This is a genomic window from Telluria sp. AIW5 (assembly GCF_056680575.1).
In genome coordinates, this window is the sequence record NZ_CM155289.1 from 3,279,109 (window position 1) to 3,292,186 (window position 13,078).

Here is a 13,078-nt window from a genome sequence, read left to right on the forward strand (position 1 = left end):
ACAAGCCAAGCACGTCAACTTACGATTTATCGGGAGTCTTTATGAGCATGCAAAAAATCCTCGCAAGCGTCGGCATCGGCGCCGCTCTTGCGTTTGCCGGTCTTACTCCGGCGCTGGCGGCGGTGGAGGAAGTGACTTACCTGCTGCCCGCGCCACCGAACACGCTGGCCTTCGCGCCGTGGATGGTCGCGCAGCAGAAGGGCTATTACGCGGCCGAAAACCTGAAGGTGAACTTCGTCGCCGCCCGGGGCGGCGTCGACGTGGCCAAGCAGATCGGGTCCGGCAACGCGTTGATTGGCGGCGCCATCGGCGACACCCCGATCATCGTGCGCGCCAACGGCGTGCCGGTGAAGGCCATCGCAGTGCTGGGCGCCGGCTCGCTGACGATGCTCGGTGTCCACCAGAACGGGGGCATCAAGTCGCTGGGCGACCTGAAGGGCAAGACGATCACCGTGATGTCGTACACCGACACCACCTACTACGCGCTGCTGGGCAACATGAAGACCCTTGACCTGGGCAAGAGCGATGCGGCGATCCAGGCCGCCGGTCCGTCCGGCGTGTGGCAGGTATTCGCGGCAGGCAAAGCGCAGGCGATGGCGGGCGTGCCGGACTGGATCGTCAGCGCCACGGAGGCCGGCGCCAAGGTCGACATCATCGAGACCAACGGCTTCAAGAGCATGGCCCAGGCCATCCTCGCCTCCGACGAGACCATCAAAACCAAGCCCGACCTGCTCCGGCGCCTGGTGCGCGCGACGCTGCGCGGCATGGAAGACATCATGAACGACCCGAAAGCGGCAACTGCCGCCTATGTGGCCGCCGTCCCGTCCTACAAGGGCAAGGAAGCAAGCGTCGAGCAGACCTTCAACATGTACCGCAAGTACGTGTACGCGAACCAGAAGCCGCTGGGCCAGATCGATGGCGCGCGCATGGCCGAAGTCCAGAAGTTCTACGTCAGCGAAGGCATCGTCAGCAAGGCGGCCGCCGTCGGCGACCTGTACACCAACCAGTTCATCGTGGCGGGTGCCAAATGAATACGGCCACGACGATCGCCACCACCGAAGTAAAACCGCTGCCAAAAGCGAATCCCGTGCTGCGCGAGAAAGCGCTGACCGTGGCCGGCAGCCTGCTGGTGCTGGCCCTGTTCCTCGCGGCCTGGGAGTGGGGACCCGCCTTGCTCGGCATGCCCGAGTTCATCCTGCCGCGCTTTAGCCGCGTCATGCACGAAGCCGTCTTCATGTGGCACAACAGCGACCTGCTGGGCCACTTCGGCATCACCGCGACCGAAGTGGTGGCCGGCTTCGGTCTCGGCTCGCTGCTCGGTCTTGGCGTCGGCGTTGCGCTGGGCCTGTCGCCGCGTGCCGAAGCGATGCTGTCGCCCTACATCCTGGCGCTGCAGATCGCACCGAAAGTGGCATTCGCACCGCTGTTCGTGATGTGGCTCGGTTACACGGTCTATCCGAAGATCCTGGTGGCCGTGCTGATCGTGTTCTTCCCGGTGATGATCAACGTGCTGTCGGCGATCCGCACCGTGGACCCGGACATGGTCAACCTGGTGCGCACCCTGAATGCGACCCGCTGGCAAATCTTCTGCCTGGTCGAATTCCGCTCGGCGCTGCCGGCACTGTTTTCCGGCCTCCGCATCGCCTCGACCCTCGCCGTGATCGGCGTCACGGTGGGTGAACTGGTGGGCGGCAACAAGGGCCTGGGCTTCCTGCTGGTCGACGGCGAGGGCCAGGGCAATACGGCAGCCGTGTTCGTCGCCATCTGCGCACTGACACTGACCGGCATCCTGACCTACGGCGCTGTCGTGTGGGCCGAACGCCGTGTGCTGCATTACCTGCCGCGTGCCGCCACCAGCACCAAATAAGGAAAGACGTCATGAACAATACTTCTCAACTCCTGGCCGGACGCAAGGTGCTCGTCACCGGCGCTGCACGGGGCCTCGGCCTGGCCTTCGCCACGGCCATCGCCGAAGCCGGGGCACAAGTGGCGCTGGCCGACATCCTGCATGAGGTGCTGGACGACAGCGTCGCCACCCTGCGCAAGCGCGGCCTGGACGTGCACGGTTTCGCACTCGACATGGCCGATCCGGCGTCGATCGATGCCTGCGCCGCTGCCGCTGCCGGCTGGCTGGGTGGGCTTGATGGCCTCGTGAACAACGCAGCGATCACCAATTCCGGCGGCCGCTCGTCCGAGCAGCTCGACATCGCACTGTGGGACAGGGTGATGGACGTGAACGTGCGCGGTACCTGGCTGATGACCAATGCCTGCCTGCCTGCGCTGCGTGCTTCCGGCCAGGGCGCCATCGTCAACCTGGCGTCCGATACGCCGCTGTGGGGTGCGCCGAACCTGCTCGCCTACGTGGCCAGCAAGGGCGCCATCATCGGCATGACCCGCTCGCTGGCGCGCGAGGAGGGCGCGCACAACATCACCGTGAACGCTATCGCGCCGGGCTTGACGAAAGTCGAAGCGACCGAGTACGTGCCGGCGCAGCGCTACCAGACCTACCAGGACGGCCGCGCCCTGCAGCGCTTGCAGGTTCCGGACGACGTGACCGGCGCCGTGCTGTTCGCATTGTCCGGCCTGTCCCGCTTCGTCACCGGCCAGACCCTTGCCGTCAATGGCGGCTTTGTCATGAATTAACCATCAGGAGCTTCACTATGAACGATATGTCCGGACAAAATCAGATGAAACGCAGCTGGGACCAGCCCGACGGCGCCAGCTTCGCAGAATGGATGAATACCCGCGTGGCGCGCTTCGAGACCCGCAAGTACGACTGGAATGCCCTGAAGTTCCAGGCCGACTTCGATCCGAAATACGGCCGCGCGCAGATGCGCTACATCGGCACCGGCGGCACCGGCGTGGCCAACGACAGCAGCGTGATCCCGTCCGAGAACTTCACTTTCTCGACCATGATCATCCCGGCCGGCCACGAAGGCCCATCGCACCTGCACGTCGACGTCGAGGAAGTGTTCTTCGTCTTGCGCGGCAAGCTGAAGCTGGTGCTGGAAAAGGACGGCGAGCGCTTTGAGACCATCCTGACCGACCGTGACGTGGTGTCGATCCCGCCCGGTGTCTACCGCGAGGAGATCAACATCGGCGAGGAAGACGCGCTGATGTGCGTGATGCTCGGCGCGCAGAAGCCGCTCACGCCGACCTATCCGCCGGAACATCCGCTGACCAAGATCAAACGGGGCTGAACGACATGAACCACGCCATCGCACCGGAAGCGGACGGCCTGCAGAGCGCACTGTCCGAATTGGCGCGCCGTTTCCCGGAACGCAGCGTCGCCGTCGAAGGCGGCACCGTGTCCTACCGCGAACTCGTCGCCGACACGCCGCCGCAGGCAGCGGTCCAGGCGGCCAGCCAGGTATATGTGCTGCTGCACGGGATCGGCTCCGGCGCGGCGTCCTGGCTCCCGTGTGCGCTGGAACTGTCCCGCAGCACCCCGGGCGCGAGGATCATCGCCTGGAACGCGCCCGGCTACGGCAAGTCCACGCTGCTGGCCAGCACCCGTCCCGACGCCCGGGCTTACGCGGTGTGCCTGCGCCAGCTGGTGCAGGCGCTGGGCATCGAGCGCTTCACCCTGGTCGGCCATTCGCTTGGCGCGCTGATGGCTGCGGCCTATGCGGCCGGCCATGCGGGTTCGCTGGAAAAGCTGGTGCTGCTCAGCCCAGCGCGCGGTTATGGCGTGCAGGCGCGGCTGGAGCAGGGGGCGCAGGTGACGCGGGAACGCCTGTCGACGCTGGGGGAGCTTGGCATCCATGGCATGGCGACGCAACGTTCGGCGCGCCTGCTGTCGGACGGCGCCACCCCGGTCCAGCGCGACTGGGTGCGCTGGAACATGGCGCAGTTGAATCCGGCCGGCTACACCCAGGCGGTGCACCTGCTGTGCGGCGACGCCATCGAGAACCATGCGCAGCCCGCGGCGAAGCTGCCCGGCAAAGTGTGGTGCGGCGCGGCCGACACGGTGACGACGCCCGAGGACAGCCGCGGCGTGGCACGGCTGCTCGGCTTCCCCTTCGGGATGATCCCCGCTGCGGGCCATGCGTGTTACGTCGAGCAGCCGCAAGCGGCCGCCCGCGCGATCCTGAACTGACAACATTTAACGAGACGACTATGAGCAACAAGCCTGAACAAGCCGACGACGACAGCGCGGACAAATACACTGTACCCGGTCTCGAGCGCGGCCTGCGCCTGCTGTGCGAATTCAGCAGGCAGGAAAAGAACCTTTCGGCACCGGAACTGGCCAAGCGTCTGGACGTGCCGCGTTCCACCGTGTTCCGCCTCCTGACCACGCTCGAACGGATGGGCTTTGTCGAGCGTAACCCCGGTGGCCGCGACTACCGTCTCGGCATGTCGGTCCTGCGCCTCGGCTTCGAGTACCTGGCATCGCTGGAACTGACCGAGATCGGCCGGCCGCTGCTGGAACGCCTGCGCGACGAGCTCCAGTACTCGACCAATCTCGTGGTGCGCGATGGCCGCTCGATCATCTACGTGTCCAAGTCGTCGACCGCAGCGCCGTTCACCAGCACGGTCAACGTCGGCACCCGCCTGCCGGTGCATGCCACCGTGCTCGGCCGCGTGCTCCTGATGGACATGAGCCTGCCGCAGCTGCGCGAACTCTATCCGGAAGAGCACCTGAAGGTGTACAGCGAGAACACGCCGCACACGGTGCTGGACCTGTTCAACATGGTGCAGCGCGACCGCGAGCGCGGTTATGTGCTGGAAGAGGGTTTCTTCGAGCGCGGCATCTCGACCGTGGCGGCGCCGGTGCGCGACCACAGCGGCAAGGTGGTCGCGGCCCTCGGCGCCACCATCCCCGAACCGCGCATCGCCGCCGACAAGCTGGACTTCGTGGTGGCCCGCGTGCGCGCGGCGGCCGACGAGCTGTCGCGGCTGCTGGATCACGCACCCACCGAAACCGCCCAGGTCGTCAACCTGTGGCAGCGCTGAGGAGGAGCCCATCATGCGCATGACCGATCTTGGCGGCCGCGTGGCCGTCGTGACTGGCGGTTCTTCCGGCATCGGCTACGCCACCGTGGAGCTGCTGCTGGAAGCCGGCGCCGATGTCGCCCTGTGCGGCCGGGATGGCGACCGCCTCGAACGCGCCGTGGCCCAACTGCGCCAGCGCTTCCCGCAAGGGCGGCTGCTTGCACAGCGCTGCGACGTGCTCGACCCGGACCAGGTGGCCGCCTTCGCCGCCCGTGTCGACGCTGAACTGGGCGCCGCCACGATCCTGGTCAACAATGCCGGGCAGGGGCGCGTGTCGACCTTCGCCGACACCACCGACGAGGCCTGGCTGGAAGAGCTGCAGCTGAAATTCTTCTCGATCCTGCGTCCGACCCGTGCCTTCCTGGCGCAACTGCAAAGCCGGCCGGATGCCGCGATCGTTTGCGTCAATTCCCTGCTTGCCGTGCAGCCCGAGCCGCACATGGTCGCCACCTCCGCCGCCCGCGCAGGGGTCCATAACCTGGTGCGCTCGCTGGCCACCGAGTTTGCGCCGAGCCGCGTGCGCGTCAACGGCATCCTGATCGGCCTGGTCGAATCGGGCCAGTGGCGCCGCCGTTTCGAAGCCCGGCCCGACGCGGAGCGCGCCCAGGACTGGGGCCAGTGGAGCGCCAGCCTGGCGCGCAAAAAACAGATCCAGCTGGGCCGTCTCGGCCTTCCCGAGGAAGCAGCACGCGCCATCCTGTTCCTGGCGTCGCCGCTTTCCTCATACACAACAGGCAGCCATATCGATGTCTCCGGAGGACTTTCCCGTCATGTTTAATACCCCCAAAATTACCGTCGGCTGCGCGATCGCGGCTTTCCTCGAAGAGTGCGGCGTGAAGGCGGCGTTCGGCGTCATCTCGATCCACAACATGCCGATCCTGGATGCGTTCGGCGAGCGTGGCCGGATCCGCTTCGTGCCGGCGCGCGGCGAAGCGGGCGGTGCCAACATGGCCGATGCCTATGCCCGCACCACCGGCAGCCTCGGTGTCTGCCTGACCAGCACCGGCACCGCCGCCGGCAACGCGTCCGGCGCCATGGTCGAAGCCCTGACCGCCGGCACGCCGCTGTTGCACCTGACCGGCCAGATCGAAACGCCCTACCTGGACCAGAGCCTGTCGTATATCCACGAGGCGCCGGACCAGCTGACGATGCTGAAAGCGGTGTCGAAAGCGGCCTTCCGCATCCGCAGCGTGGATACGGCGCTGAGCACCGTGAAACAGGCCGTGCAGATCGCGCTGACCCCGCCGATGGGTCCCGTCAGCGTCGAGATCCCGATCGACATCCAGGCCGCGCTGATCGACGCGCCGGGAGACCTGCGGCCCTTGCCGATTGCGCGCAACGAGCCGCCCGCGCATGCGCTCGACGCGCTGGCGCAGCAACTGGCGCAGGCCCGGCGCCCGATGCTGTGGCTGGGCGGCGGCAGCCGCGGTGCGTCGAAACAGGTGCAGCGCCTGCTGGCGATGGGCTTCGGCGTGGTCACGACCACCCAGGGCCGCGGCGTGGTGCCGGAAGACCATCCGCAATCGCTGGGCGCCTTCAACCTGCACAAGCCGGTCGAGCAGTTCTACCAGGGCTGCGATGCGATGGTGGTGGTCGGGTCCCGCCTGCGCGGCAACGAAACGCTGAAGTACGAACTGAAACTGCCGCGTCCCCTGTACCGGATCGATGCCGACCCGGCCGCCGAGGGCCGCTGCTACAAGAGCGATCATTTCGTCTGCGGCGACGCCGAACTGGCGCTGGAAGGGCTTGCGGACCGGCTCGAAGGAAAAATGAAAATCGATCCGGCTTTCATGAAGGACTTGCAGAAGGCGCGCGACAGCGCAGTCGCCGGCCTGGTCGACGGCCTCGGGCCCTACAGCGCGCTGGTCGAAGAGTTGCAGGAGGCGGCCGGACGCAGCTTCAACTGGGTGCGCGACGTGACGGTGTCGAACTCCACCTGGGGCAACCGCTACCTGCGCATCTTCGATCCGCTGGCCGGCGTGCATGCGCTCGGCGGCGGCATCGGACAGGGACTGGCCATGGGCATCGGCGCGGCCGTGGGTGCCGCCGTCAGCGCTTCTAGCAAGAAGACCTTCTGCCTGGCCGGCGACGGCGGCTTCATCCTGAACCTGGGCGAACTCGCCACCGCGGTGCAGGAAAAGGCCGACATGGTGATCGTGCTGATGAACGACAAGGGCTATGGCGTGATCAAGAACATCCAGGACGTGCAGTATGGCGGCCGCCGCCATTACGTCGACCTGCATACGCCGGACTACGCGCTGCTGTCGCAGTCCTTGCAGCTGCGCCATGCGCGGGTGTCCAGCCTGGCCGACGCCGGCGCGGCCCTGGAGCGGGCATTGGCCGAGCCCGGACCCTTCCTGCTGGAGATCGACATGCTGTCCATCGGCAGTTTCAAGACCGCGTTCGCGGGTCCGCCGGTCAAGAACGCCGTGCCTGAAGCCGCTTTGGCCACCGCTTGAGGGGAATCCTATGTTGCACGTATCGATGATTGGTTGCGGCGCGATTGGCGTGGGCGTGATGGAGCTGCTCAAGAGCGATCCGGAAGTCGTGTTCGACCTCGTGGTGGTGCCGGAAAACGCGCTGGAGAACGCCGGCGCCACCGTCCGCCGCCTGGCGCCGCTGGCCAGGGTAGGGGTGGGCCTGAACGGTTCGCGCCCGGACCTGCTGATCGAATGCGCGGGCCACCGCGCCATCGAAGAGCACATCATCCCGGCGCTCGAAAGCGGGATCCCCTGCATGGTGGTCTCGGTGGGCGCCCTGTCGGAAGAGGGCCTGGCCGAGAAACTCGAACAGGCGGCGCAGCGCGGCAAGACCCAGGTGCAGCTGCTGTCGGGTGCGATCGGCGCCATCGACGCGCTGGCTGCGGCACGCATCGGCGGCCTCGACTCGGTCGTGTACACCGGCCGCAAGCCGGCCGGGGCGTGGAAGGATACGCCGGCGGAGGGGCTGTTCGACCTCGACGCCCTTACCGAGGCGGTGGTGATCTTCGAAGGCTCGGCGCGTGAAGCGGCGCGACTGTATCCGAAGAACGCGAACGTGGCCGCCACCCTGTCGCTGGCGGGCCTCGGCCTGGACCACACCCGGGTGCGTTTGCTGGCCGATCCACACGCTACCGAAAACGTGCACCACGTGGAAGCCAAGGGCGCGTTCGGCAATTTTGAATTGACCATGCGCGGCAAGCCGCTGGCGGCCAATCCGAAAACTTCGGCGCTGACCGTGTTCAGTGTCGTGCGCGCCCTGAACAACCGCGCACATGCACTGTCGATCTGAGGGCATCATGACAAGAACATTCGATCCGAGCATCACGCAGGAGATCTGCGTTGCGGGCCAGTGGCGCCTGGGCGGCGGCGACCGCTACGCCACGCTGTATCCCGCTACCGGCGAACCGGTGGCCTGGCTGAATGCGGCCAGCCTGGCCGACGTGCAGGAAGCGATAGCGGGCGCCGACCATGCCTTCCGCACCAGCGGCTGGGCCCAGCGCAAGCCGCATGAGCGCGCCGCCGTGATGTACAGGGTGGCGCAGCTGATCCGCGAGCGCGGTGAGGACCTGGCCCAGCTGCAGCGCCTCGACAACGGCAAGCCGATCACGGAGACGCGCAACCTGGTGGCCAGCGCCGCCGCGACCTTCCAGTTCTTCGCCGCCGCCTGCGAGACCCTGGAAGAAACCATCACTCCGGCGCGTGGCGACAATCTCACCATGAGCGTGTACGAGCCGATGGGCGTGGTGGCCGCGATCACGCCGTGGAATTCGCCGATCGCCAGCGAAGCGCAGAAACTGGCGCCGGCGCTCGCGGCCGGCAACGCCGTGGTGGTGAAACCGGCCGAGGTGACCCCGCTGCTGGCGCTGGAACTGGCCCGCATCTGCGAGGAGGCCGGTGTGCCGGCGGGCATGGTCAGTGTCCTGCCGGGCAAGGGCTCGGTGATCGGCGACGCCATCACCCTGCACCCGCTGGTGCGCAGGGTATCGTTCACCGGCGGCACCAGCACCGGCAAGCACATCGCCCATATCGCCGCGGACAAGATGATGCCGGTCTCGCTGGAACTGGGCGGCAAGTCGCCGACCATCGTGTTCGAGGACGCCGACATCGAGCATGCGGTGGCCGGGGTGCTGTACGGGATTTTCAGCTCCTCGGGCGAATCCTGCATCGCCGGTTCGCGCCTGTTCGTGGCGCACAGCATCTACGACAGCTTCATGGAGCGCCTGGCCCAGGGCGCCGCTGCGCTGCGCGTCGGCGACCCGGCCGACGAGCGCACCCAGATGGGACCCCTGATTACCGCGCGCCACCGCGACAGCATCGAATCCTATGTCGCGCTCGGCGTGTCCGAAGGAGGGCGCCTGCGCACCGGCGGCATGCGGCCGCCGGGAGTAGAGTTCGAGAAGGGCAATTACTACCTGCCCACGATCATCGAGGACGTGCGTAACGACATGCGCATCTGCCAGGAAGAGATCTTCGGGCCGGTGCTGGTGGCGATGCCCTTCGAGGATGAGGAAGACCTGATCGCGCAGGCCAACGACAGCGTGTACGCGCTGGCGGCCGGCATCTGGACGCAGGATTACAAGAAGGCGTGGCGCTATGCGCGCGCGGTGCAGGCCGGCAATGTGTGGATCAACACCTACAAGCAGTTCTCGATCTCGACGCCGTTCGGCGGCTGGCGCGACAGCGGCCTCGGACGCGAGAAGGGACGGCTGGGAATCCTGCAATACATGGAACAGAAAAGCGTCTACTGGGGCATGAACGACATGCCACTGCCGTGGGCGCATGGAGCGAAATGATGGACGTACTTGGTATCGACGAAATCACCTACGGCGCGGACGACCTGCCGGCCTGCAAGATCTTCTTTACGGACTGGGGCCTGAAGCTGGTCGACGAGAGCGGCAGCGCGCTGGTATTCGAATGCATGAACGGTTGCCGCGTGATCGTGCGCGCCATCGACGACCCGGCGCTGCCGCCGGCGATCGAAGCCGGACCGACCCTGCGCGAAGTCGTCTGGGGCGTCGCTTCGCAGGAAGTGCTGGAGCGCTTCCGCGGCATCGTGCGCGCACTGCCGCATCCCGTGGACACGCCGGACCGCATCGGCTGTACCGATCCGAACGGCCTGGCGGTGCGCTTCCAGGTAACGCGCAAGCACGATGTCGAGGTCGAGTGCGCCCAGATGAACACCTGGTCGAACCGCCCGCGCATGAACCAGCGCAGCCCGGCCTACGAGCGCGCCGAGCCGGTCGAGGTCGGCCACGTGGTGTTCTTCGTGAAGGATGTGCAGGCCTGCGAGGACTTCTATTGCCGTCACTTCGGCTTCGTGCCGTCCGACCGCTACCCGGGCCGCGGCGCCTTCCTGCGCTGCGCCAACGTCGGCGGGCACCACGACCTGTTCCTGCTGCAGACGCCGGACCTGAAAGTGGGCCTCAACCACGTGGCCTTCACGGTGCGCGACATCCACGAAGTGTTCGGCGGCGGCATGCACATCTCGCGCCAGGGCTGGGACACCCAGCTCGGACCGGGCCGGCATCCGATCTCCTCGGCCTATTTCTGGTACTTCCGCAATCCGGCCGGCGGCCTGATCGAGTACTACGCCGACGAAGACCAGCTCGACGAGCAGTGGGAGGCGCGCGAATTCGAGCCGGGACCGACCGTGTTTGCCGAGTGGGCGATCGACGGCGGACTGGACGGCCATACGCGCCGCCAGCGCAACGCCAAGGCCCCCGAAGGCAAGTTCCTGACCGAAAAAACGAAATCCTGACCCCCAACAGAATCAGAATCCGGAGCAGAACATCATGCAAGCACAACGCTACCTGAATGCCCATCAAACCCGCCGCCGCGCGCCGACGTCCTGGGAAGACCTGCTGGGCGACTCGATCGAACGCGCTTTCGCGTCCGGCATCACCGAACTCGCCGCCCTGGTGGCGCACCTGAACCGCACGGGCCCGAACTACCCGGGCGGCGGCGAATGGACCGAACAGTCGTACCAGGCCGAGATCGCGCGCCTGGCTGCCGAATGCTGATTGAAAAGGACATCGTGATGAGAACCCAAGCCAATGACCCAATCGACGCCGTCCTCGCAGCCGGCCTGACCGACCTGTGGTACCCGATCTGCCCTTCGGGCTTCGTGGCCGACAAACCCGTGTCGCTGCGGCGCCTCGGTAAAAAAATCGTGCTCTGGCGCGAAGCCAACGGTACCCTGCATGCGCTGGAAGACCACTGCCCGCACCGCGGGGCACCGCTGTCGCTCGGCATCGTGCTGGGCGACCGCATCGCCTGCGGCTACCACGGCGTGCAGGTGCGCTTCGACGGCGTGGTCACCAGCGTGCCGGGCAGCCCGGGCTGCAAGCTCGAAGGCGCCAAGGCGACCCGCTCCTTCCACGTGCAGGAAGCGGCCGGCGCCATCTTCCTCTACAACGCGAGCAAGGAGTTGGCCGAAGCGCCGCCGCTGAACCTGCCGCCGGAACTGACCGACCCGGCGTACTCGAACTTCCTGTGCTACGCCGAATGGAACGGCGACTACCGCTATGCGCTCGACAACGTGCTCGATCCGATGCACGGCACGTTTCTCCACAAGCAGTCGCATTCGATGGCCGAGGGCGAATCGACCGCCGCCTTCCGCGTGCGCGACACCGACCATGGCTTCGTGTTCGAGAAAGAAGGCCAGCGCGGCGTGAACTTCGACTGGACCGAGTACGGCGAGACCGGCATCCAGTGGATGCGCCTCGAAATTCCCTACCCGAAGACGGGCGGCCCGGGCGGCAACTTCATCATCATCGGCGGCTATGCGCCGATGGAAGAAGGCGTCACCGCCATCTTCTTCTGGCGTGTGCGCAAGGTCGAAGGCTGGCAGCGCGACACCTGGCGCTTCCTGTACAAGAACCGGCTGGAGGCGCGCCACTGGCACGTGCTGGAACAGGACCGTGCGATCCTGGAAGCGATGGAGCCGGACGCCAACCAGCGCGAAATGCTGTACCAGCACGACATGGGCATCGTGCGCCTGCGCCGCCACCTGCGCGCCCTGGCCAAGGCCCAGCTTGCCGCCGCCGAAACCGCGGCCTGATTACCGGAGTACCGTCATGAGCAACAGCCAACAGATCGCCGTGCGCGTGCAGGCCATGCGCTTCGAAGCCAGCGGCATCGTCAGCGTCGAGCTGGTGTCGCCCCAGGGCGACGCGCTGCCGCCGTTCGCCGCCGGCGCCCATATCGACCTGCACCTGCCGAACGGTGTGGTGCGCAGCTACTCGCTGTGGAATTCGCCGCAGGAGCGCCACCGCTATGTGATCGGCGTCCTGCATGACCGCAACAGCCGGGGCGGATCGCGCTACGTGCACGAACAACTGCGGGTCGGCTCCACGATCACGATCGGCGCGCCGCGCAACAACTTCCCGCTGGAGGAAGGGGCGCCGCACACGGTCCTGATCGCCGGCGGCATCGGCATCACGCCGATCTACGGCATGCTCAATGAACTGCGCCGCCTGGGCAAGTCGGTCGAATTGCTGTACTGCGCGCGCAGCCGGACCGAAGCCGCCTTCGTCGATGCGCTGCTGGGCGAGGCCGGCGTGCAGACCCACTTCAACGACGAAGCGGGCGGCCCGCCCGACCTGCGCGCCTACCTTGCCGGCAAATCGGCGCAGGCGCATTTTTATTGCTGCGGCCCGACGCCGATGCTCATTGCTTTCGAGGGCAGCTGTGCCGAGCTGGGCCTGCCGAATGTGCATGTCGAGCGCTTCGCGCCGGCCGAACCGGTGGTTGCGATGCAGGGCAGCGAGTACGAATGCCAGCTGGCGCGCTCGCAGAAGCTGGTGCTGGTCCCGGCCGGGAAATCGCTGCTCGACGCGCTGCTCGAAGCGGGCGTGAATGTCGATCACAGCTGCCGGGAAGGCGTGTGCGGCTCCTGCGAGACCACCGTGCTGGACGGCATGCCGGAGCATCGCGACGGCGTGTTCACCAAGGCCGAGCGCGAGTCCGGCAAGACGATGATGGTATGCGTGTCCGGATGCAAGAGCCGCCGCTTGGTGCTCGACCTCTAACTCCGCAGCCGGGCGAGGAAACGAGACGCCTTGCCCGGCCGTATTACGTGAAAAACCTGACCAGCCTGGGTC

14 protein-coding genes are annotated in these 13,078 nt (G+C 66.7%); all 14 read left to right on the top strand.

Features of this window, described 5'->3' with window-relative positions; all coding sequences use genetic code 11:
* Positions 1-47 precede the first annotated feature (47 nt).
* The 14 genes from AC1MEM_RS14520 to AC1MEM_RS14585 are packed head-to-tail and all read left to right on the top strand — an operon-like array spanning position 48 to position 13,006.
* The gene (locus AC1MEM_RS14520; RefSeq protein ID WP_499477654.1) at positions 48-1,031 is read left to right on the top strand and encodes an ABC transporter substrate-binding protein; all 984 of its coding nucleotides are present in this window, start codon (positions 48-50) and stop codon (positions 1,029-1,031) included.
* Positions 1,028-1,867 carry an ABC transporter permease gene (locus tag AC1MEM_RS14525; RefSeq protein ID WP_499471534.1) on the top strand — a complete coding sequence of 280 codons (840 nt, stop codon included), beginning with the start codon at positions 1,028-1,030 and terminating at the stop codon, positions 1,865-1,867. The genes AC1MEM_RS14520 and AC1MEM_RS14525 overlap by 4 nt, the downstream gene beginning before the upstream one ends.
* Positions 1,868-1,878: 11 nt before the next feature.
* Positions 1,879-2,643, top strand: coding sequence for an SDR family oxidoreductase (locus AC1MEM_RS14530; RefSeq protein ID WP_499471536.1), 765 nt, complete (start codon positions 1,879-1,881; stop codon positions 2,641-2,643).
* Positions 2,644-2,660: 17 nt separating this feature from the next.
* Positions 2,661-3,200, top strand: coding sequence for a cupin domain-containing protein (locus tag AC1MEM_RS14535; protein ID WP_499471538.1), 540 nt, complete (start codon positions 2,661-2,663; stop codon positions 3,198-3,200).
* 5 nt (positions 3,201-3,205) lie between these two features.
* Complete coding sequence (locus tag AC1MEM_RS14540; RefSeq protein ID WP_499471540.1) at positions 3,206-4,099, top strand: alpha/beta fold hydrolase; 894 nt, start codon at positions 3,206-3,208, stop codon at positions 4,097-4,099.
* Between the two features lie 20 nt (positions 4,100-4,119).
* Positions 4,120-4,956 carry an IclR family transcriptional regulator gene (locus tag AC1MEM_RS14545; protein ID WP_499471542.1) on the top strand — a complete coding sequence of 279 codons (837 nt, stop codon included), beginning with the start codon at positions 4,120-4,122 and terminating at the stop codon, positions 4,954-4,956.
* Between the two features lie 13 nt (positions 4,957-4,969).
* Positions 4,970-5,773, top strand: coding sequence for an SDR family oxidoreductase (locus AC1MEM_RS14550; RefSeq protein WP_499471544.1), 804 nt, complete (start codon positions 4,970-4,972; stop codon positions 5,771-5,773).
* Positions 5,766-7,454, top strand: coding sequence for a thiamine pyrophosphate-binding protein (locus AC1MEM_RS14555; protein ID WP_499471546.1), 1,689 nt, complete (start codon positions 5,766-5,768; stop codon positions 7,452-7,454). The genes AC1MEM_RS14550 and AC1MEM_RS14555 overlap by 8 nt, the downstream gene beginning before the upstream one ends.
* A 10-nt stretch (positions 7,455-7,464) precedes the next feature.
* The gene (locus tag AC1MEM_RS14560) at positions 7,465-8,265 is read left to right on the top strand and encodes an aspartate dehydrogenase (protein ID WP_499471548.1); all 801 of its coding nucleotides are present in this window, start codon (positions 7,465-7,467) and stop codon (positions 8,263-8,265) included.
* A gap of 7 nt (positions 8,266-8,272) precedes the next feature.
* The gene (locus tag AC1MEM_RS14565) at positions 8,273-9,769 is read left to right on the top strand and encodes an aldehyde dehydrogenase (RefSeq protein ID WP_499471550.1); all 1,497 of its coding nucleotides are present in this window, start codon (positions 8,273-8,275) and stop codon (positions 9,767-9,769) included.
* Positions 9,766-10,734 (top strand): VOC family protein, encoded by a 969-nt coding sequence (locus AC1MEM_RS14570; RefSeq protein ID WP_499471552.1) that lies wholly within the window; start codon positions 9,766-9,768, stop codon positions 10,732-10,734. The genes AC1MEM_RS14565 and AC1MEM_RS14570 overlap by 4 nt, the downstream gene beginning before the upstream one ends.
* A gap of 34 nt (positions 10,735-10,768) precedes the next feature.
* On the top strand, positions 10,769-10,996 hold the full coding sequence (locus AC1MEM_RS14575) for a recombinase-like helix-turn-helix domain-containing protein (RefSeq protein WP_499471554.1): 228 nt from the start codon (positions 10,769-10,771) through the stop codon (positions 10,994-10,996).
* A gap of 17 nt (positions 10,997-11,013) precedes the next feature.
* Positions 11,014-12,036 (top strand): Rieske 2Fe-2S domain-containing protein, encoded by a 1,023-nt coding sequence (locus AC1MEM_RS14580; protein WP_499471555.1) that lies wholly within the window; start codon positions 11,014-11,016, stop codon positions 12,034-12,036.
* A gap of 16 nt (positions 12,037-12,052) precedes the next feature.
* Entirely contained in the window at positions 12,053-13,006 is a 954-nt protein-coding gene (locus tag AC1MEM_RS14585) for a PDR/VanB family oxidoreductase (RefSeq protein WP_499471557.1), read from the top strand.
* Positions 13,007-13,078 lie beyond the last annotated feature (72 nt).

What these genes read in the sequence shown, in the direction of transcription:
- AC1MEM_RS14560 (WP_499471548.1), top strand. Translation starts at nt 7,465, where the DNA reads ATGTTGCACGTATCGATGATTGGTTGCGGCGCGATTGGCGTGGGCGTG.
- AC1MEM_RS14520 (WP_499477654.1), top strand. Translation starts at nt 48, where the DNA reads ATGCAAAAAATCCTCGCAAGCGTCGGCATCGGCGCCGCTCTTGCGTTT.
- AC1MEM_RS14580 (WP_499471555.1), top strand. Translation starts at nt 11,014, where the DNA reads ATGAGAACCCAAGCCAATGACCCAATCGACGCCGTCCTCGCAGCCGGC.
- AC1MEM_RS14545 (WP_499471542.1), top strand. Translation starts at nt 4,120, where the DNA reads ATGAGCAACAAGCCTGAACAAGCCGACGACGACAGCGCGGACAAATAC.
- AC1MEM_RS14575 (WP_499471554.1), top strand. Translation starts at nt 10,769, where the DNA reads ATGCAAGCACAACGCTACCTGAATGCCCATCAAACCCGCCGCCGCGCG.
- AC1MEM_RS14540 (WP_499471540.1), top strand. Translation starts at nt 3,206, where the DNA reads ATGAACCACGCCATCGCACCGGAAGCGGACGGCCTGCAGAGCGCACTG.
- AC1MEM_RS14550 (WP_499471544.1), top strand. Translation starts at nt 4,970, where the DNA reads ATGCGCATGACCGATCTTGGCGGCCGCGTGGCCGTCGTGACTGGCGGT.
- AC1MEM_RS14525 (WP_499471534.1), top strand. Translation starts at nt 1,028, where the DNA reads ATGAATACGGCCACGACGATCGCCACCACCGAAGTAAAACCGCTGCCA.
- AC1MEM_RS14565 (WP_499471550.1), top strand. Translation starts at nt 8,273, where the DNA reads ATGACAAGAACATTCGATCCGAGCATCACGCAGGAGATCTGCGTTGCG.
- AC1MEM_RS14530 (WP_499471536.1), top strand. Translation starts at nt 1,879, where the DNA reads ATGAACAATACTTCTCAACTCCTGGCCGGACGCAAGGTGCTCGTCACC.
- AC1MEM_RS14585 (WP_499471557.1), top strand. Translation starts at nt 12,053, where the DNA reads ATGAGCAACAGCCAACAGATCGCCGTGCGCGTGCAGGCCATGCGCTTC.
- AC1MEM_RS14570 (WP_499471552.1), top strand. Translation starts at nt 9,766, where the DNA reads ATGATGGACGTACTTGGTATCGACGAAATCACCTACGGCGCGGACGAC.
- AC1MEM_RS14555 (WP_499471546.1), top strand. Translation starts at nt 5,766, where the DNA reads ATGTTTAATACCCCCAAAATTACCGTCGGCTGCGCGATCGCGGCTTTC.
- AC1MEM_RS14535 (WP_499471538.1), top strand. Translation starts at nt 2,661, where the DNA reads ATGAACGATATGTCCGGACAAAATCAGATGAAACGCAGCTGGGACCAG.